Raw genomic sequence first — 23,341 nt, 5'->3', positions numbered from 1 at the left:
TTACGAAAGGGTGTGTCCATCTGTCTGCGCAAGACAGATTTATGATGAAGAAAATAGTGATTATCGGGTCAGGGATCGTCGGTGTTTCGGCTGCCTATCATTTAGCTGGTAAAGCGGATGTAACGGTCATTGACCGGAAAGAAGAAGGAAGAGCAACGGATGCGGCGGCTGGAATCGTATGTCCGTGGATTGCGCAGCGACGCAACAAAGCTTGGTATGCACTGGCGAAAGGCGGAGCAAGCTATTATCCTAAGGTCGTCAAAGAGCTGGAGGCTGAAGGGGAGACGGACACCGGATACAAACGTGTCGGGACGCTTGCGCTCCATGAAGAAACAAAGCTCGACCAGATGATGGAGCGAACGTTGCTTCGTCGAGAAGAAGCGCCAGAAATCGGTGAACTCGAACGACTGACTGCTGAAGAGGCACAACATCGTTTCCCACCGTTATCCGATGAATACGATGCACTCTTCGTGACAGGAGGGGCTAGAGTCGACGGCGGACGCTTTCGCGCTGCACTTGAGAGAGTCGCTATCAAGCGTGGCGTCACATTTGTCAACGGTTCAGCACGGTTGACGAGCGGAGATGAGATTGGTGTGGAGTGTGACGGAGTGAGATATGAAGCGGATGAAATCATCCTTGCGACGGGTGCTTGGTTACCGGAACTGTTACAGCCTCTTGGATATACGGTACGAGTCGAAGGGGAAAAGGCCCAGCTCGTCCACGTCCAGTTGAAGGATACAGATGCATCTGACTGGCCGGTCGTCATGCCGCCACGACGCCGCTATTTACTCGGATTTGACGACGGGAAAGTGGTCATCGGTTCGACACATGAGAAAGGAAAAGCGTTCGACGTTCGTCCGACTGCAATCGGAGTACACGAAGTACTGACGAAAGGTTTGGAGTCGGCACCTGGACTTTCCGAGGCAGAACTCGTGGGGACGAAAGTCGGCTTCCGTCCGGTCACACCGAATTCAATTCCCGTACTCGGAAGGGTGCCTGGGGCAGAAAAACTGTTGGTCGCCAACGGTCTGGGATCATCCGGTTTGACGGTCGGCCCGTTCATCGGAAAAGTGTTGAGTGACCTCGTTCTGACAGGAGACGCGGAAGTGGATCTATCGCTCTATCCAATTGAAGACTTTATCTATCACACATAAAAAAGGTGACTGTCTGCTTGCTTGAGACAGTCACCTTTTAGCGTTTCATGACTCCATTCAAAAAGAAATGAAAGTAGACTTCCATCGTTTCCTTCATATTCTCGATTGAAAACTGAGGATCGGACAGGATAGCCTGTTGCATGAATTGTACATAGCGTAAATAAGAAGAAGTGGATAACGTCGAATCAATTGACCCTTGGGCCTTCCCGTATTCAATCAACCGGGCGAAAGCAGTATATCCTCGAGTCGCAAGCTGTTCCCAGTTCGGGTCTTGTTGAATCATTGCTGTGATGGTCTCGTCAAAGAGAACCGCCGACTGGATTTTTCGTGTTAGGATCTCGACGAGTAACGCATCGAATGGAGCGTTCGATTCAATCGCATGTTCAATCCAACTCATCTGCTCTTCTGTCATCTGCTTTAGGACTTGCACGATAACCTGGTCTTTTGACCCAAAGTAATTATAGATAGATACGGGGGAGACGTGCGCTCGACTCGCTAACTCACTGATTGTGAATCGGGATTGTTTTTCTGCCATCAAGTCATAGGCGGCACGTAAGATCGCTTGTTGTTTTTCTTCGGTGCGTTTCGCAAATCCATCCATTGATTTAAGCGCTCCTCTCTCTAGTTTTGTAATCAATATACCATTTCCATTTCAAAAAAGAACGTGATATACTAGTTTTGTAATCATATCGTTCAGATATTACAAAAAAGGAGGGTTCGAGATGATTCGGATTCAGCGATTGACGAAACGATTTGATGCCACACATGGTATTTTTGACGTTTCACTACATGTATCACCAGGTACAATCTTCGGATTCATCGGACCGAACGGCGCTGGGAAATCCACAACGATTCGACATTTGATGGGTCTTTTGAAGCCGAGTGAAGGCAAGGCGACCATCAACGGATTCGACTGTTGGCAGGAGACGGAGCAAGTGAAACGGAGTGTCGGCTATTTGCCAGGAGAAATCAATTATCCCCAGAACATGACGGGAGAAGAAATCATTCGATTGACGCGCCATTTGCACAAAACGAATTCGGATCGTGAACGGCAATTACGTGAACGGTTTTCATTCGATGAGGCGACGAAAGTACGGAAGATGTCAAAGGGGATGAAGCAAAAACTCGCCATCATCACCTGTTTCATGAAAGATGTGCCCGTCTATATATTGGATGAACCGACGAGCGGATTAGACCCGCTCATGCAAGATCGTCTAATCGATTGGTTAATTGAAGAAAAGCAATCTGGGAAAGCGATTCTCATGAGTTCTCACCATTTCCCTGAGATGGAACGGACGTGCGACCGTGCCGCGTTGATTAAAGATGGACGCATCATCATCGAAGAGGACATGGAACAATTACGACAACATAGCGTGAAACGGTACCGAGTCGAATTTTCAACGGAAGCGGAAGCCGTTCGATTCGCGGCCGATTCTGGTGAACGGGACGGCATGCATGTTGAGGTCACCATCTCGACACCGATAGAGCTGAACCACCTCATCCGAACATTGGCGGAGTTTCAGGTTCAATCACTGACAAGTGGCACAGACGAGCTCGAACATCTATTCATGCAGTATTACGGGGAGGCGACATGACATGTTAATTCGCTCCATGTTGAAACAGAATCGCAGTTGGATTCTAGGATATTCAGTCGGGACTAGCATATATCTCTTTTTCTTAGCCGCAATCTTCCCATCTATTCAAGAAACAGGATTGATTGAGGCAAAATTAGAGTCGTTGCCACCTGAGCTTCTCGATGTCTTCCAAATCGATGCGTCGATGGCGATGGACAACGTCCTCAATCTATTGTCGAGTAACTATTATGGCTTGATTTTCTACGTCCTCGCAGTTTTATTCGCATTGACTTTCGCCTCGAAACTGTTGGCCAAACCGGTCGATTCTGGAGAAATCATGCTGTATATGGCGGCCCCGATTTCTCGAGTCACGTATGTGATGTCAAGCTTTGTTGTGTTGATTGTGGCAGTCGGGCTATTTGTCGGTCTAAATGGGTTGAGTTTAATGGCAGCGGACCTTCTGTTCGATTTACAAATCGACTATGCGGTATTGTGGATGCTTCAATTGAATGGAGCGCTCATGTTGCTCGTCCTAGGCGTAGCCGCTTATGTGATTGCGAGTCTGTTCGATGATAGTAGTAAATCCTATATGGTGACGGGTGGAATCTTCACGTTCTTTCTCATGGTGAACATCATCCAAGGAGTGAGCGATCAATTCGATTGGATGTCAAACCTCTCATTCTTCTCTCTCTTTGACGCCGGTGCCATCATGCGTGAGGAATATTGGGGAATCCATTTCATCTGGTTACTCGGTCTCCTGACCATCTTTTCAGCACTCTCGTTCATCCGATTCACCCGAAAAGATTTGACGATTTAGTTTTCCGAAATAAATTCTCGGGTATGATACAATCAGCTCGTTAGAATGAAAAGGGGATGAATGAGATGCTTTACGCAACATTACGAAATAAGGTCGAAATTCCGATGATCGGCTTTGGTGTCTGGAAGGTCGATAATGAAACCGAGGCACCAGCTGCTGTCGTTGAAGCCATCAAAACAGGCTATCGTCACATCGATACGGCTGCAATCTATAAAAATGAAGAGGGCGTTGCGAAGGGAATTCATCTCTCAGGTGTAGACCGCTCTGAATTGTTCATCACGTCGAAGATTTGGAATGATGACATTCGTGAAGGCAAAACGAAAGAGGCATTCGAAGACTCGTTAAAACGACTCCAGACAGATTATTTGGACCTTTGTCTGTTGCATTGGCCGGTAGATGGGTTCGTCGATGCGTGGAAAGATCTCATCGATTTATATGAAGCCGGAAAAATCAAAGCAATCGGTGTATCCAACTTTAAAGAACACCACTTAGAAACATTGAAAGAAGCCGGTCTGATGGCGCCACTCATCAATCAAGTTGAACTTCATCCACAACTCCCGCAACCGGATTTGTTGGATTACTGCCAAGATGAAGGGATTCAAATCGAGGCATGGAGTCCACTAATGCAAGGAAAGTTTTTAGACATCCCTGCTTTTTCTGAGATTGCAGAAAAACATGGGAAGACGCCGGCACAGATAGTTCTCCGTTGGCATCTTGAGTCTGGTCATGTCGCGTTACCGAAATCGGTGACACCACATCGAATCCGTGAGAACTTTGATGTATTCGACTTCTCACTCGATGCGGACGATTTGGCGAAAATCGATCAAGTGGCGACAGGGGAACGTCTCGGACCAGATCCAGACGAAATCGACTTTTAATTGAGAAGGGGTTCGCATATGCGAGCCCCTTTATACGTGTAGAGTCACATGGATGCGGGTATTGAATATTATGTTACAAAAGGAGGTGTTTGATCTTCATTTAGAAGATCGTGCTTATGGACTTATCAAAATGGCCGATTGTAAACTGGGTCGCTTTTTTAGCGACCGTCGTCATCAACTATTTCGCGAGCGGCGACAACGCGGCGGTTTCGGACCGCATCGATATCTACTTTAAGCCGGCAGGGTACGCTTTCTCAATTTGGGGTGTCATCTATGTCGCGCTTCTTGTCTGGCTGGTGCTCCAGTCGAAGAAAGGGACGACGGCGAATCGTCAAGCCGAGCGAATGAAAGCCGGATTTTTAGTCTCTTGCGTGTTGAATGGTTTATGGTTATTGGCATTCACGAACGAATGGTTCGTCGTCTCACTTGTCATCATGGTGTTGTTCCTGGCGACGCTGTGCTGGTTGTATTACATCGCTTTTCGAACGTCTACGAGTTGGCTCGATCGGTTCCCGTTCTCCATCTACATCGGCTGGGTATCAGTCGCGACCATCGTCAACACGTTCGTTGTGATGAAGACGGAACAGATCACGTCGCTGTTAGGTCTTGATGAACTTGCCTGGACCTCACTTATGCTGATGGTCGGTGTAGTCCTTGTCCTCCTCTTTATGTGGTGGCATCATGATTTCATCTACCCACTCGTATTCGTCTGGGCGTATATCGGAATCTTTGCTAGAATCGAAGAAGGCACACTCTATGTTGTGATTGTCAGCGCCCTTGCATTGCTAGCGATTGGGTATATCGGTTTGATTTTGTGGAAACGTCCGAAATCGTTTTTGCATCATACGCGTAAAACAGTAGAACAATAATCAAGAAAAGGGTATCTTCAGGATATCCTTTTTTGCGTTCTGAAGAACCTATAAATAAATAATATTTATGGATATTTATTCTTTATTGAACATAACTAAAAACGATAAATCCATTGATAACAGTTATGTATACGCTTTCAATAGCACTCTTTGAGATTCATGTTATGCAAAAATGCATGCAACTCACTTGATTTTTCAGAATATTTAGAACAAAATGTTAATTACGAAACTGTGAGTGAAAGGGGTCGATGATATGAGTCGAGTTGGTTTGTATGACTCAAAATTTGAGAAAGATGCGTGTGGGATTGGACTTTACGTCAATTTACATGGGCTAAAGAAACATGAAATCGTCCAAAAATCGCTCTCCATGTTATGTAATTTAGAGCACCGAGGAGGACAAGGTGTCATCGATGCTGGTGATGGGGCTGGTATCATGACTGAAATTCCACACGAATTGTTTACGCAAACCATGAACCTTCCGTCACTCGGTCGTTACGCTGTCGGAATGGTTTTTTTTCAGCCGTCTGAGAATCAGCTTCACGAAAAGATCACTGTGATGGAACGGATGGCGGATGAACTGGATTGTTCGACGATTGAATGGCGCGAAGTACCTGTCGACCCGATGCAAATCGGTGAACATGCACGGGTCACACAACCGGTGATCTATCAATGGTTCATCTCATGTCCATTCCTAGATGAGGATGCGAATGAACGCGTCTTCTATGAACTTCGTCGAAAAATCGAAAAGGTCGAATCATTACGCCTATATATCGCAAGCCTTTCAACGAGAACGATCGTGTATAAAGGGATGTTGACGCCAAATCAAATCGCAGCATTTTATTTGGACTTGCAATCCCCTCATTACAAGAGTACGTTCGGCATCGTTCATTCTCGTTTCTCGACGAATACGTTCCCTTCTTGGGAACGAGCACATCCGAACCGAATGATAGTCCATAACGGGGAAATCAACACGCTTCGCGGAAATATCGATGCGATGCGAGCGCGGGAAGGGGTCACGTCAACAGACTTATTTGAAGACGTTCAACACTTGTTCCCTGTGCTTCAAGAGGATGGAAGCGACTCGTCCATGCTCGATAACGCTTTTGAATTCTTCACACGAACGGGTCGCTCGATTGCCCACACGGCGATGATGTTGATTCCTGAACCATTTGTCGAAGGACAGATGGAACCGTTCAAGCGCGACTTTTATCAGTATCATTCATCCATCATGGAGCCGTGGGATGGACCGACTGGAGTCGTCTTCACGGATGGAAGGCAGATCGGAGCAATTTTAGATCGTAACGGCTTGCGTCCGATGCGTTATGTCGAAACATTGGACGGGGAATTGATTCTCTCATCTGAAACAGGAGTCATTCCGGTTGACGCAGAGAACGTTAAATCAAAACAGCGTTTAAGACCAGGACAGTTGTTATTGATCGACTTGATTGAAAATCGTTTGATACCAGATCATGAGATCAAAGAGACGATTGCGAAGTCAGAGCCTTATCACAAATGGCTTAGGCAGATGATGATTCTTGAGGATCGAGGGGTCGATGAAGAAGAACTACTTGAACTCGAGCGTGTGCAACGTGCGTTTGGATATACGAAAGAAGACATTGAACAGTATATGGTTCCGTTAATCAAAGATGAGAAAGATCCAATCGGCTCGATGGGACATGACCAACCAATCGCGGTGCTCTCGACACGACCCCGTTCCTTGTTCCATTATTTCAAACAACACTTCGCACAAGTGACCAACCCACCGATTGACGCGTTGCGGGAGAAAATTGTAACGGCTACATTTACTTGGATTGGTCCGCAAGGAGATCCGGTCCATACCGGACGAGGTCATGCAAAACGTGTGTGGTTAGATCATCCGATGATTGATGGGGCGGCTCTCAAGCAACTTGACGAGAGGCTCAAGGTCGAACGAGTCGCTACGACGTTCATGGATGATTTAGAGACATCTCTTGAGTCACTTTTGCGACAAGTCAGTGAGATGGTTCGAAATGGAGCAAATGTGATCGTTCTATCTGACCGGCTCATCGATCTCGAACAGATTGCGATGCCGTCTCTCCTCGTACTGAGTGCAGTTCATCAACACTTGATTCGAGAGAACTTGCGATCGGGCTGTAGTCTTGTTTGTGAGAGCGGTGAGGTACGAGAAGTGCATCAAGCAGCGACCTTGATTGGGTATGGGGCAGATGCGGTGTACCCTTACGTGGCCTATGCGACCATTCGAGATTTAATCGAACGTGAACAAATCGCGCATTCATTTGAAGAGGCTATTCGCTCGTATCAAAAAGCAGTCGTCGAAGGCATCGTCAAAATCATGTCGAAAATGGGTATCTCCACCATTCAAAGTTATCGCGGGGCTCAAATTTTTGAAGCAGTGGGACTAGACCGTGATTTGATTGAAACTCATTTCAGGGGAACCACGTCCCAACTGTCTGGAATCGGATTTAAAGAGCTTGAAGACGAGGCGAAAACACTCCATACGTCCGCCTATGCGACGAATCGGCCGCTCGAAGCGGGAAGTGATTTCCAATGGCGTGCAGATGGGGAAGAACATGCATTTAATCCGAAGACGATTCATTTGTTGCAACGTGCCTGTCGTGAGAAGGAACGAAAATATTATGACGCTTATGTGAAGCTACATGATTCATCAGGACAGTTCATTCGACAGTTGTTTGCATTTAAAACGCAACGTCCTGTGCCACTCGAAGAAGTGGAACCAATCACGTCGATCGTTCGCCGTTTTAAGACGGGAGCAATGTCATTCGGGTCCTTGTCGAAAGAGGCGCATGAAACCCTCGCTATCGCCATGAATCAGATTGGTGCGAAAAGTAACTCGGGCGAAGGTGGGGAAGACCGAGCACGCTTCGTCCCGGATGAGTTCGGGAACGAACGCATCAGCCGCATCAAGCAAGTCGCGAGCGGGCGATTCGGGGTGACGGCAGAATATCTGTACCATGCCGATGAGATTCAAATCAAGATGGCGCAAGGTGCAAAACCGGGTGAGGGTGGTCAACTTCCCGGAAATAAAGTGTACCCATGGGTCGCCGAAGTACGCGGATCCGTTCCAGGTGTTGGGCTCATTTCACCGCCTCCACATCACGACATTTATTCGATTGAGGACTTGGCCCAACTCATCTTTGACTTAAAGCATGTGAACCCGAAGGCGAAAATCAGTGTCAAACTTGTCTCGAAGTCAGGCGTCGGGACAATCGCAGCGGGTGTGGCGAAAGCGAACGCGGATACGATTGTCATCAGTGGATATGATGGTGGAACCGGCGCTTCTCCAAAAACATCAATCAAGCACACAGGTCTTCCTTGGGAACTTGGTCTCTTAGAGACGCATCAAACGCTCGCGTTGAACGGGTTGCGGGGGAGAGTAACACTTGAGACAGACGGAAAGCTCATGACGGGACGAGATATCGTCCTAGCTGCCATCTTCGGGGCGGAAGAGTTTGCGTTTGCGACAGCACCGCTCGTCGTCCTTGGATGTATTATGATGCGTGCATGCCATTTGGATACGTGTCCGGTCGGTGTGGCGACACAGGACCCTGTGCTTCGACAGAAATTTATGGGGAAACCAGAACATGTCGTCAACTTGATGACGTTCTTGGCCGAAGAAGTACGGGAAATTTTAGCGTCACTCGGTATGACCTCACTTGATGAAGTGATTGGTCGAACGGATCTTCTTGAAGAGAGTGAATGGAAGACGAGTCATCCGAAAGCAAAACGGTTAGATTTAGCACCGATGCTCTCGATGCCGACACCACTTCCTGAACGTGAAGAACTCGCTCACCCGGCATATCGTTCCTATGATCACCGGAAATTGATTCCGGCAGTCTCTCGGTCAATCAACTCGTTGCAGCCGACATTCTTCGTTGGTCGCATCCGAAACACCGATCGCGCCGTCGGAACACAGTTAGGGTTTGAAGTGACGAAAGTTCACGGTCAGGTCGGTTTAGCGGATGATACCATTTCGCTTCGCCTCAGTGGATCAGCCGGACAAAGCCTAGGAGCATTTTTACCACGAGGGATCACCATTTCCGTCATCGGTGATGCCAATGACTATATTGGGAAAGGCTTGAGCGGTGGAAAATTAGCATTGATCGCTGAAAAACATGCGCCGTTTGATGAAAGTAAACAAATGATTGCCGGTAACGTCTGCTTGTACGGAGCGACGAGCGGACAGGCCTTCTTTAACGGTCATGTCGGCGAGCGTTTTGCCGTTCGAAATTCTGGGGCGACGGCAGTCGTCGAAGGAGTCGGCGATCATGGATGTGAGTATATGACCGGGGGAACAGTTCTCGTCCTCGGTGACGTCGGACGGAACTTCGCAGCCGGCATGTCAGGTGGCATCGCATATATTTATGGGGATCAAGCGTACGATCGACTCGTCAACGAGGAGCTCGTCTCCGTTATAAAAGAATTGAACGATGAAGACGTGGAACAAATTTATGCACTTCTTGAGGCGCATCAGTTTCATACAGACAGTGTCAAAGCACGGACCATTTTAGAGTCGTTCGAACAAGCTCGCTCTCGCTTTGTAAAGGTCGTTCCACGAGATTATGCGAATGTATTGGACGTCATGCGTCGAATCGAGGCGAATCGACCGGAGTTGAGTGAAGCAGACCGAGCGCTTGAATTGTTCCGGGTTGTGACTGAGGGGGGGAACGCATGAAACATAACTTTTTAAACATTCCACGTTCCACATTACCGGAACGTCAGGTGGATGAACGAGTGAAGGATTATGAGGAATATGCGACGCGAATGGATGACGAATCGGTCAAACAGCAGGCTGCACGTTGTATGGACTGTGGCACTCCATTCTGTCATGTCGGGGATATGATTGGACAGGAGACGATCGGGTGCCCGATTCACAACTATATCCCGGAGTGGAACAAGCTTGTGACAAAATCGGACTGGATGGGAGCGTATCACCGATTGATGGAGACGAATAACTTCCCGGAGTTCACGGGGAGAGTTTGTCCCGCACCATGTGAGGGGTCTTGTACACTCGGAATCAGTGAAGATCCGGTTGCCATCAAATCGATTGAACGAACCATCATCGATCGGGCATTTGAAGAAGGATGGGTGAAACCAAGACCTGTCCATCGAAGAACCGGGATGACCATCGCCATCATCGGAAGTGGGCCGGCTGGATTAGCGGCTGCTGACCAACTGAACCAGCTCGGACATTCCGTCACCATCATCGAGAAGGCGGATGAACCGGGAGGGCTACTCATGTACGGAATCCCGAACATGAAACTGGATAAGGACGTCGTGAGGCGCCGTATTCGGTTGCTCGAACAAGAGGGGATTGTCATCCAGACGAACATAGAGGTCGGTACGGATGTGACAGTCGAGGCGCTTCGGAACCAATACGATGCGGTGATCTTCGCTACAGGAGCTCAGAAACAGCGCACGCTCGGGATTGATGGCGATGATGCACGTGGTGTTGAAATGGCGATGGATTATTTGACGGCATCCATGTACGAGCGAAAAGGAACGACCCGATCACCAGAACATGACGCCAAAGACAAAAATGTCATCGTCATCGGGGGTGGAGATACAGGAGCCGACTGTGTGGCGACGGCAATCCGTCAAGGTGCAAAATCAGTCGTTCAATTTGGGAAGCACCCGTCAAAAGGGTTGCTTCGTGCACCAGAGAAACCTTGGCCACTTCAACCGGACACGCTTACGACGGATTATGCGTATGCGGAATCACTCGCGGTCTATGAGAAAGACCCGAGAACGTATTTGATTCGCTCCAACCAAATCGTCACGAAAGAAGGACGTGTCACAGGGGTTGAAACGGAACGGATGACGAAAGTCGTCAACCCGGATGGTCAGGCAACCTTCTTCGTGGAGGAAGATTCGATAGAGACGTATCCGGCGGACCTCGTCCTCGTCGCCATCGGATTTGAGCGACCGGAGCATGAGTTGCGGAAAATCGGCGTCGAGAAGACGAAAGATTTCCAGACGGCAACGGAAAACGTTTTTGTCGCTGGGGATGCCAAGCGAGGGCAAAGCTTGATCGTATGGGCGATTCGGGAAGGACGAGAAGTAGCAGAGTTAGTCGATGCGTATCTCGATACTTGCAAGACCGAATTAAAAACCTCATCATAAAAAGGAGCGACAGCCGTCGCTCCTTATCTTTTGTTTAGGAGGAGTTTTATGTTCACCGAAATCCTCATGTATACGGGAATCTGGTTTATTCTCATCCTCATTTTATTAGGAACCATTTATTCACGACGGAAAAAATGATCAAAGCACCATCGCGGCAATCACACCGAAGATGATGAGTGGAATATTGTAGTGTAAGAACGTTGGCCAAACCGTTTCACGTAGGTGATCGTGTTGACCGTCAGCGTTCAATCCACTCGTAGGTCCGAGTGTCGAGTCACTCGCTGGGCTACCTGCATCCCCAAGCGCTCCTGCAGTCCCGATGATGGCAATCGTTGCCTCGACTGAGAACCCGTATTGTACACAAAGTGGGACAAAAATCGCTGCAATGATTGGAACGGTCGAGAAACTTGAACCGATTCCGAGCGTTATGACAAGGCCGACGAGCAACATGACGAGAGCGGCAATGAGTTTAGAGTCACCCATCAAATCGCTCGCTCCGTTGACGAGCGGTTCGATCGCACCTGTCTCGCGGATGACGGCAGCGAATCCACTTGCGGCGATCATGACAAACCCGATGAATGCCATCATGCGCATGCCGCTTGTGAAGATATCATCTGCCTCAGACCATGGAATCAGGCGGAAGATTGAAAGCAAGATCAAACCAGTCACCGCAGAGGCGATCATCGACTCGGTCTGCAACTGAACAATCAACACGATGAGAACGACTGCGAGTGTCATGATCATCTTCAAACCACTCATTTGACGTACTTCATAATCAGTTGGTCCGAGTGCAATCGTGTCATACGTTCTCGGTTTCCGGTAGTGAATGAACGCCGCTATCAATCCGACGACCATCCCTAATGCCGGGATGCCCATGATCGAGATGATGTTGACGTCTCCGACAGTCAAGCCGTTCGCTTCAACGTTCGCGATGAGAATCTCATTCAAGTAAATCCCACCAAACCCGACAGGTAACAACATATATGGTGTCACAAGACCGAACGTCAAAATGGTCGCTACGAGACGACGGTCTACATTCAACTCATTGAACAGCACGAGTAACGGCGGAATCACAATCGGGATAAAGGCGATGTGTATCGGAAGCACGTTTTGAGAGCTGATGGATAACAATAAGATGAGTGACAACAGGAATGCTTTGACAACCATCACACGTTTTCCTGACACGTCACGACCTGACATTGAAATCAATTTTTCAGCTAAGACGTCCGGAAGCCCAGTTTTAGATAACCCGACAGCGAATGCACCGAGGAGTGCGTAGCTGAGTGCGATGCTCGCTCCACCACCAAGACCGTCACTGAAGGCGGTCAACGTATCGTTGAACCCAAGTCCTCCAACAAGCCCTCCGACAAGCGCCGCTAAGATTAATGATAATACAATGTGCACTCGGCTGATGGCGAGCGCAAATAAGACGATGACTGCAAGTAATACTGCGTTCATATCGATCCAACACCTTTCGCGTTTTCTTTCTCTTGGTATCACTTTAATATGATAAAGACTTTTTGAAATTTAACATATGATGTGACCCTTGTCAAATCGAATATGAAAAAAAGCGATAACTCGTGAAAGTTATCGCTTACGTGTTACATCTCGACGTTATGATACACTTGGCGCACATCTTCCAAGTCTTCGAGCACATCGATTAGTTTTTCAAACTGTTCTTGCGAAGCGTCATCGAGTGACACTTCGTTCTGCGGGAGCATCGTCAATTCCGCAACGGCAAACTCTTCTACACCGGCAGCCTTGAATGCAGTTTGAACGGCGTGGAACGCTTCTGGCTCGGCATAGACGATGACCGTCTCGTCTTCCTCGATAACATCACGCACATCAAGGTCATGTTCCATCATGAGTTCGAGGACGTCATCTGCCGACATTTCATTGACACCGATGACGGCAGTTGCATCGAACATATATGCGACCGAGCCACTGACTCCCATGTTGCCTCCGTTTTTACCGAACGCGGCACGAACTTCTGAAGCCGTACGGTTGACGTTATTCGTCAATGTATCGACGATGACCATCGAACCATTCGGACCAAACCCTTCATATCGAAGCTCATCGAAATTTTCCTCATCGCCACCTTTGGCTTTGTCGATGGCACGATCGATGATCGCCCGGGGCACGTTATACGTCTTCGCACGCTCCACAACGAATTTTAATGACTGGTTCAACTCAGGATCAGGTTCCCCTTGACGGGCGGCCACATAAATCTCGCGACCGAACTTCGCATAGACGCGACTCGTGTTCGCATCTTTTGACGCCTTCTTCTCTTTAATGTTGTTCCATTTACGACCCATTACATGTCATCTCTCTTTCCATTTGTACGTAGATTCATTACAGATTATATAAGAAGTTGTGGGAATTGACGAGAAAAGTTTTACTCGTCACCTTTGTCCATCTTCTCGACAATCTCTGTAAGTGTCTTCAAACTCTCAATGAGTCGGTCAGTTTCGTCCTCATTCAAAAAGGCGAGACGTTCCTCGAATAGTCTACGGAATGAGTCTCTGCGCTCAAGTAAGATCCGTTCACCTTTCTCGGTCAGTTGATTCCAAATCACGCGGCGATCCCGCTCGTCTGGCACCCGCGTGATATACCCCTCGTTCAATAATTTCGTGATGAGCGGGGTAACGTTCGGTGGCGCGATGGAGAGTGTCTCGCTGATTCGTCCATTCGTGACAGCCCCCTCGTCCTCAATCAACATCAATAGATGGAAATGAGAGAAGTTCAGGTTTGGAATTTGAGGAAAATCAGATCGACGTAACAATTTACGACGAATTAAAGGAATCAGTTTGACAAACTGGTCCGCTGCATCTTGTTTCGGCATAATAGATTCACTTCCTAGTTAGGTTCTATTTTCATTATACACGAGTTAGGTGCAGTTGAACCTAAAAACGGGTTGATGTGATGATTGATACATCATAGTTGAGATTGAATCGACACAAAATATGTAAGCGTTTACATTGAAGGTTTGATACATTTTCATGAAAACGTATTCGATTTTACTGAGGACCCATACAAAAATCAAGAACTATCAACAAATGACAAAAAAATATTGTGAAAGAGTTCACATTGTTGTCACCCACAAAAACTGAAAAACATTGTATTCTATGAATGTGAAGGAAAGCACAATCTCTTGAAAACAGTCATCACAATGTGCTTCCATCAAGTCAATATGTTCATAAAAAGCTCTCACTTATGAGGAGGAACCTAACATGGCAGTCAAAGAGAAAGCAAAAGTGGAAACAACGGCAGAACAAATGGTGGACACGCTCGTAGCAAGTGCGCATAAGGCACTCGATACGTTGATGACGTTCGACCAAGAGAAAATCGACCATATCGTACAGGCGATGGCGCTTGCGGGACTCGAGCAACACGTCGCACTCGCGAAATTAGCACATACAGAAACAGGTCGCGGTGTCTTTGAAGACAAGATGATCAAAAACATCTTTGCGACAGAATATATCTATAACTCACTCCGTGGTGAGAAAACGGTAGGCGTCCTCGAAGATGACGTTCAAAACGGAATCACATACATCGCGGAACCAGTCGGTGTCGTCGCTGGGGTCACACCGGTCACAAACCCAACATCGACAACGATGTTCAAAGCGATCATCGCCATCAAGACACGTAACCCGATTATCTTCGCGTTCCATCCATCAGCGCAACAATGTTCAAGCGAAGCGGCTCGTGTCCTCCGTGACGCAGCAGTGGCGGCAGGTGCTCCTGAAAACTTGATTCAATGGGTTGAAGTTCCGTCACTCGATGCGACGAAAGCGCTCATGAACCACCCTGGTGTAGCGATGGTCCTTGCGACGGGTGGGGCAGCGATGGTCAAATCCGCTTACTCGACTGGTAAACCGGCTCTCGGTGTCGGACCTGGTAACGTACCTGCCTACATCGATAAGACTGCAAAAGTAAAACGTGCCATCTCAGACGTCATCCTTTCAAAAACGTTCGACAACGGAATGATCTGTGCGTCTGAACAAGCGATCATCGTCGATCAAGAAGTATATGAAGAAGTGAAAGCAGAGATGACGGCACTCGGATGCTACTTCTGCTCACCAGAAGAAAAAGCAAAACTTGAAACGCTCGTCATTCGGACGGATACATGTGCGGTCAACCCTGAAATCGTCGGGAAGCCGGCAGCATGGATCGCTGAACAGGCAGGTCTCAAAGTACCAGCGGATACGAAGATCTTGATTGCAGAGCTTGAAACAGTTGGCGCAACGGAACTTCTCTCTCACGAAAAATTAAGCCCGGTTCTCGGTGCGTATAAAGTTCAATCACGTGAAGAAGGATTCGCAATCGCTGAAAAAATGCTCGAGATTGGTGGTCTCGGTCACACGGCGGTCATCCACTCAACAGATGACGATGCCATCCTTGAGTTCGGTCTCCGTATGAAAGCTTGCCGCATCATCGTCAACTCACCTTCAGCACACGGTGGAATCGGTGACCTTTATAACGAAATGACACCATCCCTCACGCTCGGTTGTGGGTCTTACGGTAAAAACTCCGTCTCAGAAAACGTGACGGCGAAACATCTACTCAACGTGAAAAAGGTGGCGAGACGTCGCGTGAATATGCAATGGTTCAAAGTACCTGAAAAAATCTATTTCGAGAAAAACTCAGTACAATATCTTCAATCGCTCACAACGAAAAAACGGGCGATGATTGTCACAGATGAAATGATGGTCAAACTCGGATTCGCTGACAAAGTCATCAAAAACTTGCCGGCTGGTGTCGAGTACCGCATCTTCGACCAAGTCGAACCGGATCCATCTGTTGAAACGGTCATGAACGGTGCCGAAGCGATGCGTCACTTCCAACCAGACATGATCATCGCACTTGGTGGTGGTTCGCCGATGGATGCTGCGAAAGGAATGTGGCTCTTCTACGAACGTCCAGAAGAGAAGTTCTCGAATCTACGCCAGAAATTTATGGATATTCGCAAACGGACGTATAAGTTCCCGACACTCGGTAACAAGTCAATGTTTATCGCCATCCCGACAACGTCTGGTACAGGTTCTGAAGTGACACCGTTCACTGTCATCACAGATAAAAAACGTAACGTGAAATATCCGATTGCTGACTATGCGATCACACCAGACGTCGCCATCGTCGACCCTGAGTTCGTCATGACCGTTCCAGCTTCAATCACGGCTGATACAGGAATGGACGTCATGACACACGCAATCGAAGCATATGTTTCCGTCATGGCGAATGATTACACAGACGGACTTTGCCTCCGCGCCATCAAGATGATCTTCGACTACCTACCAAAAGCCTATGAAAACGGTAGCGATGCGGAAGCTCGTCAGAAAGTACACAATGCTTCAACGATGGCGGGTATGGCGTTTGCGAACGCATTCCTCGGTATCAACCACTCGATTGCTCACAAAATCGGTGGAGAGTTCCACGTCCCACACGGTCGTACGAACGCGATTCTCATGCCACACGTCATCCGTTACAACGCGACACGCCCATCGAAACTTGCGGCGTTCCCGAAATATGAGTCATTCATCGCTGACGAACGTTACGCAGAAATCGCGCGTTACCTCGGACTTCCAGCAAGCACGACAGCTGAAGGTGTCGAGTCACTCGTCCAAGCGATCATCGAGCTCGGTCAACGCTTGAACATTAAACTTTCGTTCAAGGCGCAAGGTATCAAGAAAGCAGAACTTGATGCGAAGATCGACAAGATGGCGGTCGACGCATTCGAAGACCAATGTACGACGGCCAACCCGAAAATGCCGCTCGTTGAAGAATTAAAAGAAATCATGTACGCAGCATACGAAGGCGTATAAGGTTCAACCTCTACAAGGAGCCCGTTCAACTCGAACGGGCTTTTCTTGTGGTCGGAATATGACATTCAGTTTCTAAAATTATATTTAAATTGATAAAAAATTGAATAGTCAGACCATAAATAGCTGTATATAATAAAAAATGGTATACATAGCAATTTATTGATGAATGGAGATCGTGTCATGATCATCGTGTTTAGTTTGTTGCGTTCAATCGCGACAGTTGTTCTTTTCTTCAATCCAATTTATTCGACGCCGCTCGAGACCGCGGAATATATTTCATCAGTTGATCGAAATGCGGATAGTTGGGAGAGTGCCGACTTTTTTGAATCATTCGGAACCGAGTTACCTATCGACATGGACCGAAACCTCCTTTACACAGAACGGATAACCGGCTGGACTGAGATTGAAGTGGGGGACGAAATGTATGAGGGGTTTTCATCGATGACGTTTGATCAACCGTTCAAAGGTACGATTCTACATATGACGTGGGGACAAGAAATTCCGGATGTGAAAGAGAAAGTGATTGTCTTACCGACGACAAAATTTTCATATGACAACATCGAAGATGCGTATACCGTCGATTACGCAGGTGAGGTTTTGAATGACCAGGAAGCGAACGCGTACTTGTCAGAGCTCGCATCTAAGGGAGCTGCAGGATACCTGATCACCCCTTTTGAAGACGACCCATATGAGACGGGTTTCGTTTTCACGTCATCTTATATGCCGTTAAATGGTACAGGGGTAGACTTGGATACGGCTGAACAACTGAAGGACGGGGAAACGATTCAAGTCAAGCCCTATAATGAAGAAATCCCGTATGTCGAATTTGTCCAAAAAGGCAAGACAGATCAAGAGATTGTTCTCATGTCACGACTCGATTCTTCCTGGCACGGGGCCCATTATTTGTCTTCCGTCGGTCCGTCTTCGGTCTTATATCACCTCATACAGATGATGGACAACGAGACACCGTACTATACGATTCGATATGTCTTTTTGAATGGAAACGGTGACTCCAGAGAAGCGAGTGACGATTTCCTTGAAAGGCTAACGGGACAAAAAGCAAAAGTGGAAACGGTCGTCATGCTCGATATTCTTGGGACTGGTGACGGTCCGTTATACGTTCGGACCAAAGGAATGAAATCCTACCCAGTACTAGAACAGGCGCCATTCTCTGATTTAGAAGTGCGCTCGTTGGCAAGTTCACCGGGTGACGCTTACGATGAAGCAGGAATTCCTTATCTGATGTTAAGTGACTCATTAGAAGGAAGTTGGCATGTGTTCACCGAGAAGGATACGTTTGAACGCCTGTCGGAAAGTGGGTTGACGGATGCGGTTGATTGGTTACACGATTGGCTAACTCACTGACCACATAGATGTCGCCGTCTCATTTGACGGCGACGTATTTTTTTGGATGACAGTTTCGGGTATGATAGTAATGGAGGCGATACGATGAAACAAGAGATGACGATTACGACAGCATACGGAACGATTGCAGGAACATTTCTTTCCCATGAGGAGCCCCGGGCGACAATCGTCATGTTGAGCGGAAGTGGGCCGAGTGACCGTGACGGCAATATGGGTGGTGTCGGTTTTAATACGTATGCCAAGTTGGCAGAAGCGTTGTACGACCGCGGATACAACGTGTTCCGATATGACAAACAAGGGATTGGCAAGTCCGATGGGGACTTCAATAAAGTCGGTTTACATGATTTGATTAACGATGCGATTCTTGTCGTGCGCACCATTCGACAACTGGCCGATGTGAATCGCTTATATCTACTTGGTCATAGTGAAGGGGCCGTTCTTGCTCCTGCCGTTCAACTTGAGACGAAGGCTGATGGACTCATCTTACTTTCCGGTTTCCATGAATCGTCCAAGCAGATGTTCTTATACCAAGCAGATGCACTCGCTAAAGACATCGAACATGTGAAAGGGATAAAAGGTCTCTTCTACCGGTTGACGGGCGTTGCCAAAAAAGTTAGGCAGCGACAGGACGATTTGTTAGAGCGTTCTTTACGGACGAACGTCTCGTCTTTCAAATATCGAGGTCAAGTCGTAAATGCGAAATGGATTCGAGAACATGCATCCTATGACGTCCGAGAGCGATTGGAGCATGTGACCGTCCCGGTTCTTGCGATTACCGGGGGGCGTGATGTGCAAGTCCCACCAGAGCACGTCCATATGATTCAAACAAAAGGGGAGGTTACCTCATCGATCATTGATGATATGAATCATCTGCTCGTGACACGGGAGTCACCCCATTCGCTTCTCATGCTGCACAAAGAGTATCGAGAAGCAATCGATGCGCCGATTCATCCAAAACTCGTTCGAGAATTGGATGAATGGTTAAAAAAACAGTCATAAACATAAAAAACGGTCATATATTGACCGTTTTTTATGTTATAATTGTGACAAATTGAATGAAACTGAATGTTTTTGAATGATTTTAGTTGTTTTTATAATGAAAACGCTTTATATTAGACGTATGGAGGGAACAAGATGTTAACGAAACAACGACATCAGTTGATTTTGCAACGCTTATCTGAACAGAAGGTCGTCAAATTAAAAGAATTGGTTGATTTAACGGATTCATCCGAGTCGACGATTCGTCGAGATTTGACGGACCTCGAAGCGGAAGGGTATCTGGCAAGGGTTCACGGAGGCGCAACGCTCATTGCGACTCCAGATGAGGAACCGACATTTGAAGAAAAGCGAGACCGGTTCGTAGATGAAAAAGTTGCGATTGCACGGAAGGCCGCAACGTTCATCGAAGACGGGATGTCGATTTATTTAGATGCCGGTACAACCACTCAGGCGATGGTTCCGTTTTTAGAAGGGAAAAAGATTGTCGTCGTCACAAACAGTCTACCGATTGCGAATGAATTATTTGATCTTGATATTAAGACGTTTGTGATTGGCGGAGAATTAAAGCGTTCCACCCAGGCATTGGTTGGGTATAACGCACGCGAGAGCATGATGAATTATCGTGTCGACCTCGCCTTTCTCGGAATGAATGGAATCGACCTTGAAGCGGGTTACACGACCCCGGACCCAGAAGAAGCGCTTGTCAAAAAAACGGCAATCGAATTGGCACAAACCTCGTTCGTACTCGCGGACGCATCGAAGATCGGGAAACGAACGTTCAGCCGAGTCGCGACGTTAGATGCCGCACAGTTGATCACGTCAAGCAGTGAGTCAATGAGTTCCATCCAAACAATCACAAAGGTGGTGAATGCGAAATGATTTACACGTTAACACTCAACCCTTCTATTGATTACTACGTAACATTACCTGAAGTACATCTAGGAGAAGTGAACCGAATCGAAGAGACGACGGAGCGCGCAGGCGGTAAAGGAATCAACGTCTCCATCGTTCTTCGGGAATATGCACAAGAAACGAAGGCACTTGGTTTCATCGGTGGGACGACCGGTGACTTCATTAAAAAGTCACTCGTTGATCACGGTGTACACACCGATTTCGTAGAGGTGAACGGGAACACCCGGATCAACGTCAAGATTCGAGCGAAAGAGGAAACAGAATTGAATGCGAGCGGACCGAATATCACGGATGGTGAGCTCGAACAGTTGAAGGCCAAGTTCGACCAAGTTCAAGAAGGTGATATCGTCGTCCTCGCGGGTAGTATCCCGAGCAACCTACCAGACTCGCTATATCGGACCATTGCCGAATCGATTCGCGAAAAAGGTGCTGAATTTGTCGTCGATACAACGAAAGACGCCATGCTCGAAGTGCTCACGCTTGAACCACTCATGATCAAACCGAATCACCATGAATTAGGTGAATTGTTTGATACCGAGATTGAAACGTTTGAAGAAGCTCTACCTTATGCCGAACAGCTCGTCAAACGCGGGGCGAAAAACGTTATCATCTCCTTTGCGGGAGACGGGGCGCTACTCGTTAACAAGGACGGAGCCGTCACAGCGAACACACCGGTCGGGAAACTCGTGAACTCGGTTGGTGCAGGAGACTCACTCGTCGCCGGATTTGTTGCGAATGTGAAAGAAAAAGGTGAACAAGAAGCATTTCGATACGCGGTCACGACAGGAAGCGCATCTGCTTATACGTTCGGCTTATGTTCAAAGCAAGAGATTGATCGCTTGATCGATCAAGTACAACTCACACCACTGAAACGAATGGAGGAAACAACATGAAAATCACGGACTTGCTCCAACGCGACACGATTCAATTGAATCTAAGCGCGAATTCTAAGCGTGAGGTCATCGAAGAACTTGTCGATGTCCTCGATCGCGCTGGTAAGCTATCGGACCGCAACGGTTATCGCGATGCGATTCTACAACGTGAAAGCGAGAGCACGACTGGCCTTGGAGAAGGGATTGCCATCCCTCACGCGAAGACGAGTGCGGTCAAAACGCCAGCAATCGCGTTCGGTCGCTCGGAAGGCGTCGACTACGAAGCGTTAGATGGACAACCGAGTCGCCTCTTCTTCATGATTGCGGCAGGAGAAAATGCGAATAATGAACACCTTGAAACACTTTCTAAACTTTCAGTTTACTTGATGGACCCTGCATTCCAAGAACGTCTCTATGCAGCAACTTCTGAAAGCGATGTCATCCGTGCCATCGAAGAAAAAGAATTGGCAGAAGCGAAGCCAGAAGTCGTCAAACCGACGAATGAAGATGCACCGTTCATTTTGGCGGTCACGGCTTGCCCGACAGGCATCGCCCATACGTATATGGCGGCAGACAGCTTGAAACAAAAAGCGGAAGCGATGGGCGTCGATATTAAAGTCGAAACGAACGGATCGACTGGCGTAAAAAATGAATTGACACGTGCGGATATCGACCGGGCAACAGCGATCATCGTCGCAGCGGACAAGGCTGTTGAAATGGATCGTTTCGCTGGTAAACGAGTCATCGAAGTTCCGGTCGCACAAGGGATTCGGAAACCTGAAGAACTTATCAATCGTGCGGTGAAACAAGATGCGCCGGTATATGAGGCTTCGAAAACATCAGGTGGCGCTTCGAAAGAGCAACGTACAGGCGTGTACAAACACTTGATGAGCGGGGTATCTGCGATGCTTCCACTCGTTGTCGCAGGTGGTCTCTTGATTGCCATCAGCTTCTTCTGGGGCATCAACTCTGCTAACCCGGATGACCCTTCTTACAATGAATTTGCAGCACAGTTGATGACGATCGGTGGAGCTGCATTCGGCTTCCTCGTTCCGATTCTCGCCGGTTTCATCGCGATGTCGATTGCCGATCGCCCAGGTCTCGCACCAGGTCTCGTGGCAGGGGTACTTGCAAGTCAAGGGAACGCCGGATTCCTCGGTGGTCTCATCGCTGGTTTCTTGGCAGGTTATGTCGTCCTCTTCTTGAAAAAGGCACTTGCGAAGTTGCCAGCTTCACTTGAAGGAATCAAACCGGTCCTCTTATATCCTTTACTTGGATCATTTATCTCAGGTATGGTCATGTTGCTCGTCGTCAATGAACCGATTGCTGCACTTATGACATGGTTGATGGATACGTTGAACAGTATGAGCGGCGCAAACGCTATCCTTTTAGGAGTCATCGTCGGTGGGATGATGGCAGTCGATATGGGTGGTCCGATCAACAAGACAGCATACGTCTTCGGAACGGCAGCACTCACAGCGGGTAACCAAGAAGTCATGGCAGCCGTCATGGCTGGAGGGATGGTACCACCACTCCTCGTCGCACTCGCATCAACTGTCTTCGCTCGTCAAAAGTTCTCGAAACAAGAGCGCGAAGCAGGAAAAACAGCATATATTATGGGAGCTTCGTTCATCACGGAAGCGGCAATCCCATTCGCAGCTGCGGACCCGATTCGCGTTCTTCCATCAGCGATTCTCGGTTCTGCCATCGCAGGCGGTCTATCCGCATTCTTCACGATTCAATTACCTGCGCCACACGGAGGAATCTTCGTCTTCCCACTTCTTGAAGGAGCTGGAAACGTCGCGGTAAGTATGGGCCTCTATGCACTCGCCATCTTGGCAGGTGCTGTGGTCGGAGCATTGCTCCTCTCGTTCTTGAAAAAACCGTTAACAACATCTACACCAGTCCAATCTAAAGAAGTTGCATAACGTGAGAAAA

The 23,341-nt window shown here is 47.9% G+C and carries 17 protein-coding genes; 13 read left to right on the top strand and 4 right to left on the bottom strand.

The features are described from left to right. The first annotated feature begins 44 nt into the window (after nucleotides 1-44). On the top strand, nucleotides 45-1,154 hold the full coding sequence (locus KNO79_RS07150) for an NAD(P)/FAD-dependent oxidoreductase (protein ID WP_214690969.1): 1,110 nt from the start codon (nucleotides 45-47) through the stop codon (nucleotides 1,152-1,154). Nucleotides 1,155-1,191: 37 nt separating this feature from the next. Here KNO79_RS07150 and KNO79_RS07145 read toward each other — a convergent pair whose 3' ends face one another. Then, nucleotides 1,192-1,755, bottom strand: coding sequence for a TetR/AcrR family transcriptional regulator (locus KNO79_RS07145; RefSeq protein WP_214690968.1), 564 nt, complete (start codon nucleotides 1,753-1,755; stop codon nucleotides 1,192-1,194). Between the two features lie 121 nt (nucleotides 1,756-1,876). Here KNO79_RS07145 and KNO79_RS07140 point away from each other — a divergent pair, with 121 nt between their 5' ends. The 6 genes from KNO79_RS07140 (at nucleotide 1,877) to KNO79_RS07115 (ending at nucleotide 11,433) form a co-directional block, all read left to right on the top strand. After that, entirely contained in the window at nucleotides 1,877-2,749 is an 873-nt protein-coding gene (locus KNO79_RS07140) for an ABC transporter ATP-binding protein (RefSeq protein WP_074037097.1), read from the top strand. A 1-nt stretch (nucleotide 2,750) separates the two neighbouring features. Beyond that, complete coding sequence (locus KNO79_RS07135) at nucleotides 2,751-3,545, top strand: ABC transporter permease subunit (RefSeq protein ID WP_214690967.1); 795 nt, start codon at nucleotides 2,751-2,753, stop codon at nucleotides 3,543-3,545. Nucleotides 3,546-3,610: 65 nt separating this feature from the next. Then, nucleotides 3,611-4,423, top strand: a complete 813-nt coding sequence (locus KNO79_RS07130; protein WP_078146830.1) for an aldo/keto reductase — start codon at nucleotides 3,611-3,613, stop codon at nucleotides 4,421-4,423. Between the two features lie 116 nt (nucleotides 4,424-4,539). Further along, entirely contained in the window at nucleotides 4,540-5,292 is a 753-nt protein-coding gene (locus tag KNO79_RS07125; protein ID WP_214690966.1) for a tryptophan-rich sensory protein, read from the top strand. Nucleotides 5,293-5,545: 253 nt separating this feature from the next. Beyond that, nucleotides 5,546-9,985, top strand: a complete 4,440-nt coding sequence (gene gltB / locus KNO79_RS07120; RefSeq protein WP_214690965.1) for a glutamate synthase large subunit — start codon at nucleotides 5,546-5,548, stop codon at nucleotides 9,983-9,985. Continuing rightward, nucleotides 9,982-11,433 carry a glutamate synthase subunit beta gene (locus tag KNO79_RS07115; protein ID WP_214690964.1) on the top strand — a complete coding sequence of 484 codons (1,452 nt, stop codon included), beginning with the start codon at nucleotides 9,982-9,984 and terminating at the stop codon, nucleotides 11,431-11,433. Before gltB ends, KNO79_RS07115 begins: the two co-directional genes overlap by 4 nt. A gap of 138 nt (nucleotides 11,434-11,571) precedes the next feature. On the opposite strand, the gene KNO79_RS07110 is transcribed toward KNO79_RS07115, so the two are convergent. The 3 genes from KNO79_RS07110 to KNO79_RS07100 all read right to left on the bottom strand — a co-directional run bounded on the left by KNO79_RS07110 (nucleotide 11,572) and on the right by KNO79_RS07100 (nucleotide 14,275). Further along, the gene (locus KNO79_RS07110; protein WP_214690963.1) at nucleotides 11,572-12,891 is read right to left on the bottom strand and encodes a Na+/H+ antiporter family protein; all 1,320 of its coding nucleotides are present in this window, start codon (nucleotides 12,889-12,891) and stop codon (nucleotides 11,572-11,574) included. Between the two features lie 143 nt (nucleotides 12,892-13,034). Continuing rightward, the gene (locus KNO79_RS07105) at nucleotides 13,035-13,748 is read right to left on the bottom strand and encodes a YebC/PmpR family DNA-binding transcriptional regulator (protein WP_012726206.1); all 714 of its coding nucleotides are present in this window, start codon (nucleotides 13,746-13,748) and stop codon (nucleotides 13,035-13,037) included. Between the two features lie 80 nt (nucleotides 13,749-13,828). Beyond that, entirely contained in the window at nucleotides 13,829-14,275 is a 447-nt protein-coding gene (locus tag KNO79_RS07100) for a MarR family winged helix-turn-helix transcriptional regulator (RefSeq protein WP_012726207.1), read from the bottom strand. Between the two features lie 388 nt (nucleotides 14,276-14,663). Here KNO79_RS07100 and adhE point away from each other — a divergent pair, with 388 nt between their 5' ends. The 6 genes from adhE to KNO79_RS07070 all read left to right on the top strand — a co-directional run bounded on the left by adhE (nucleotide 14,664) and on the right by KNO79_RS07070 (nucleotide 23,331). After that, nucleotides 14,664-17,255, top strand: coding sequence for a bifunctional acetaldehyde-CoA/alcohol dehydrogenase (gene adhE / locus KNO79_RS07095; RefSeq protein WP_012726208.1), 2,592 nt, complete (start codon nucleotides 14,664-14,666; stop codon nucleotides 17,253-17,255). A gap of 180 nt (nucleotides 17,256-17,435) precedes the next feature. Further along, nucleotides 17,436-18,620, top strand: coding sequence for a zinc-binding metallopeptidase family protein (locus tag KNO79_RS07090; protein WP_214690962.1), 1,185 nt, complete (start codon nucleotides 17,436-17,438; stop codon nucleotides 18,618-18,620). 84 nt (nucleotides 18,621-18,704) lie between these two features. After that, nucleotides 18,705-19,619 (top strand): alpha/beta hydrolase, encoded by a 915-nt coding sequence (locus KNO79_RS07085; RefSeq protein ID WP_214690961.1) that lies wholly within the window; start codon nucleotides 18,705-18,707, stop codon nucleotides 19,617-19,619. Nucleotides 19,620-19,754: 135 nt separating this feature from the next. Further along, on the top strand, nucleotides 19,755-20,498 hold the full coding sequence (locus tag KNO79_RS07080; RefSeq protein ID WP_078146840.1) for a DeoR/GlpR family DNA-binding transcription regulator: 744 nt from the start codon (nucleotides 19,755-19,757) through the stop codon (nucleotides 20,496-20,498). Then, entirely contained in the window at nucleotides 20,495-21,424 is a 930-nt protein-coding gene (gene pfkB, locus KNO79_RS07075; RefSeq protein ID WP_196430656.1) for a 1-phosphofructokinase, read from the top strand. Before KNO79_RS07080 ends, pfkB begins: the two co-directional genes overlap by 4 nt. Continuing rightward, nucleotides 21,421-23,331, top strand: a complete 1,911-nt coding sequence (locus KNO79_RS07070; protein ID WP_214690960.1) for a PTS fructose transporter subunit IIABC — start codon at nucleotides 21,421-21,423, stop codon at nucleotides 23,329-23,331. The genes pfkB and KNO79_RS07070 overlap by 4 nt, the downstream gene beginning before the upstream one ends. The last annotated feature ends 10 nt before the right edge of the window (nucleotides 23,332-23,341 follow it).

The organism is Exiguobacterium sp. s43 (assembly GCF_018617255.1).
Lineage (GTDB): Bacteria > Bacillota > Bacilli > Exiguobacteriales > Exiguobacteriaceae > Exiguobacterium > Exiguobacterium profundum.
The sequence above is the reverse complement of the archived record's forward strand: the minus strand, read 5'-3'. Positions and strand labels throughout refer to the sequence as shown.

Bases quoted from the DNA above. Each gene is read 5' to 3' on its own strand.
- KNO79_RS07150 (WP_214690969.1), top strand. From the start codon at position 45: ATGAAGAAAATAGTGATTATCGGGTCAGGGATCGTCGGTGTTTCGGCT.
- KNO79_RS07145 (WP_214690968.1), bottom strand. From the start codon at position 1,755: ATGGATGGATTTGCGAAACGCACCGAAGAAAAACAACAAGCGATCTTA.
- KNO79_RS07140 (WP_074037097.1), top strand. From the start codon at position 1,877: ATGATTCGGATTCAGCGATTGACGAAACGATTTGATGCCACACATGGT.
- KNO79_RS07135 (WP_214690967.1), top strand. From the start codon at position 2,751: ATGTTAATTCGCTCCATGTTGAAACAGAATCGCAGTTGGATTCTAGGA.
- KNO79_RS07130 (WP_078146830.1), top strand. From the start codon at position 3,611: ATGCTTTACGCAACATTACGAAATAAGGTCGAAATTCCGATGATCGGC.
- KNO79_RS07125 (WP_214690966.1), top strand. From the start codon at position 4,540: ATGGACTTATCAAAATGGCCGATTGTAAACTGGGTCGCTTTTTTAGCG.
- gltB (WP_214690965.1), top strand. From the start codon at position 5,546: ATGAGTCGAGTTGGTTTGTATGACTCAAAATTTGAGAAAGATGCGTGT.
- KNO79_RS07115 (WP_214690964.1), top strand. From the start codon at position 9,982: ATGAAACATAACTTTTTAAACATTCCACGTTCCACATTACCGGAACGT.
- KNO79_RS07110 (WP_214690963.1), bottom strand. From the start codon at position 12,891: ATGAACGCAGTATTACTTGCAGTCATCGTCTTATTTGCGCTCGCCATC.
- KNO79_RS07105 (WP_012726206.1), bottom strand. From the start codon at position 13,748: ATGGGTCGTAAATGGAACAACATTAAAGAGAAGAAGGCGTCAAAAGAT.
- KNO79_RS07100 (WP_012726207.1), bottom strand. From the start codon at position 14,275: ATGCCGAAACAAGATGCAGCGGACCAGTTTGTCAAACTGATTCCTTTA.
- adhE (WP_012726208.1), top strand. From the start codon at position 14,664: ATGGCAGTCAAAGAGAAAGCAAAAGTGGAAACAACGGCAGAACAAATG.
- KNO79_RS07090 (WP_214690962.1), top strand. From the start codon at position 17,436: ATGATCATCGTGTTTAGTTTGTTGCGTTCAATCGCGACAGTTGTTCTT.
- KNO79_RS07085 (WP_214690961.1), top strand. From the start codon at position 18,705: ATGAAACAAGAGATGACGATTACGACAGCATACGGAACGATTGCAGGA.
- KNO79_RS07080 (WP_078146840.1), top strand. From the start codon at position 19,755: ATGTTAACGAAACAACGACATCAGTTGATTTTGCAACGCTTATCTGAA.
- pfkB (WP_196430656.1), top strand. From the start codon at position 20,495: ATGATTTACACGTTAACACTCAACCCTTCTATTGATTACTACGTAACA.
- KNO79_RS07070 (WP_214690960.1), top strand. From the start codon at position 21,421: ATGAAAATCACGGACTTGCTCCAACGCGACACGATTCAATTGAATCTA.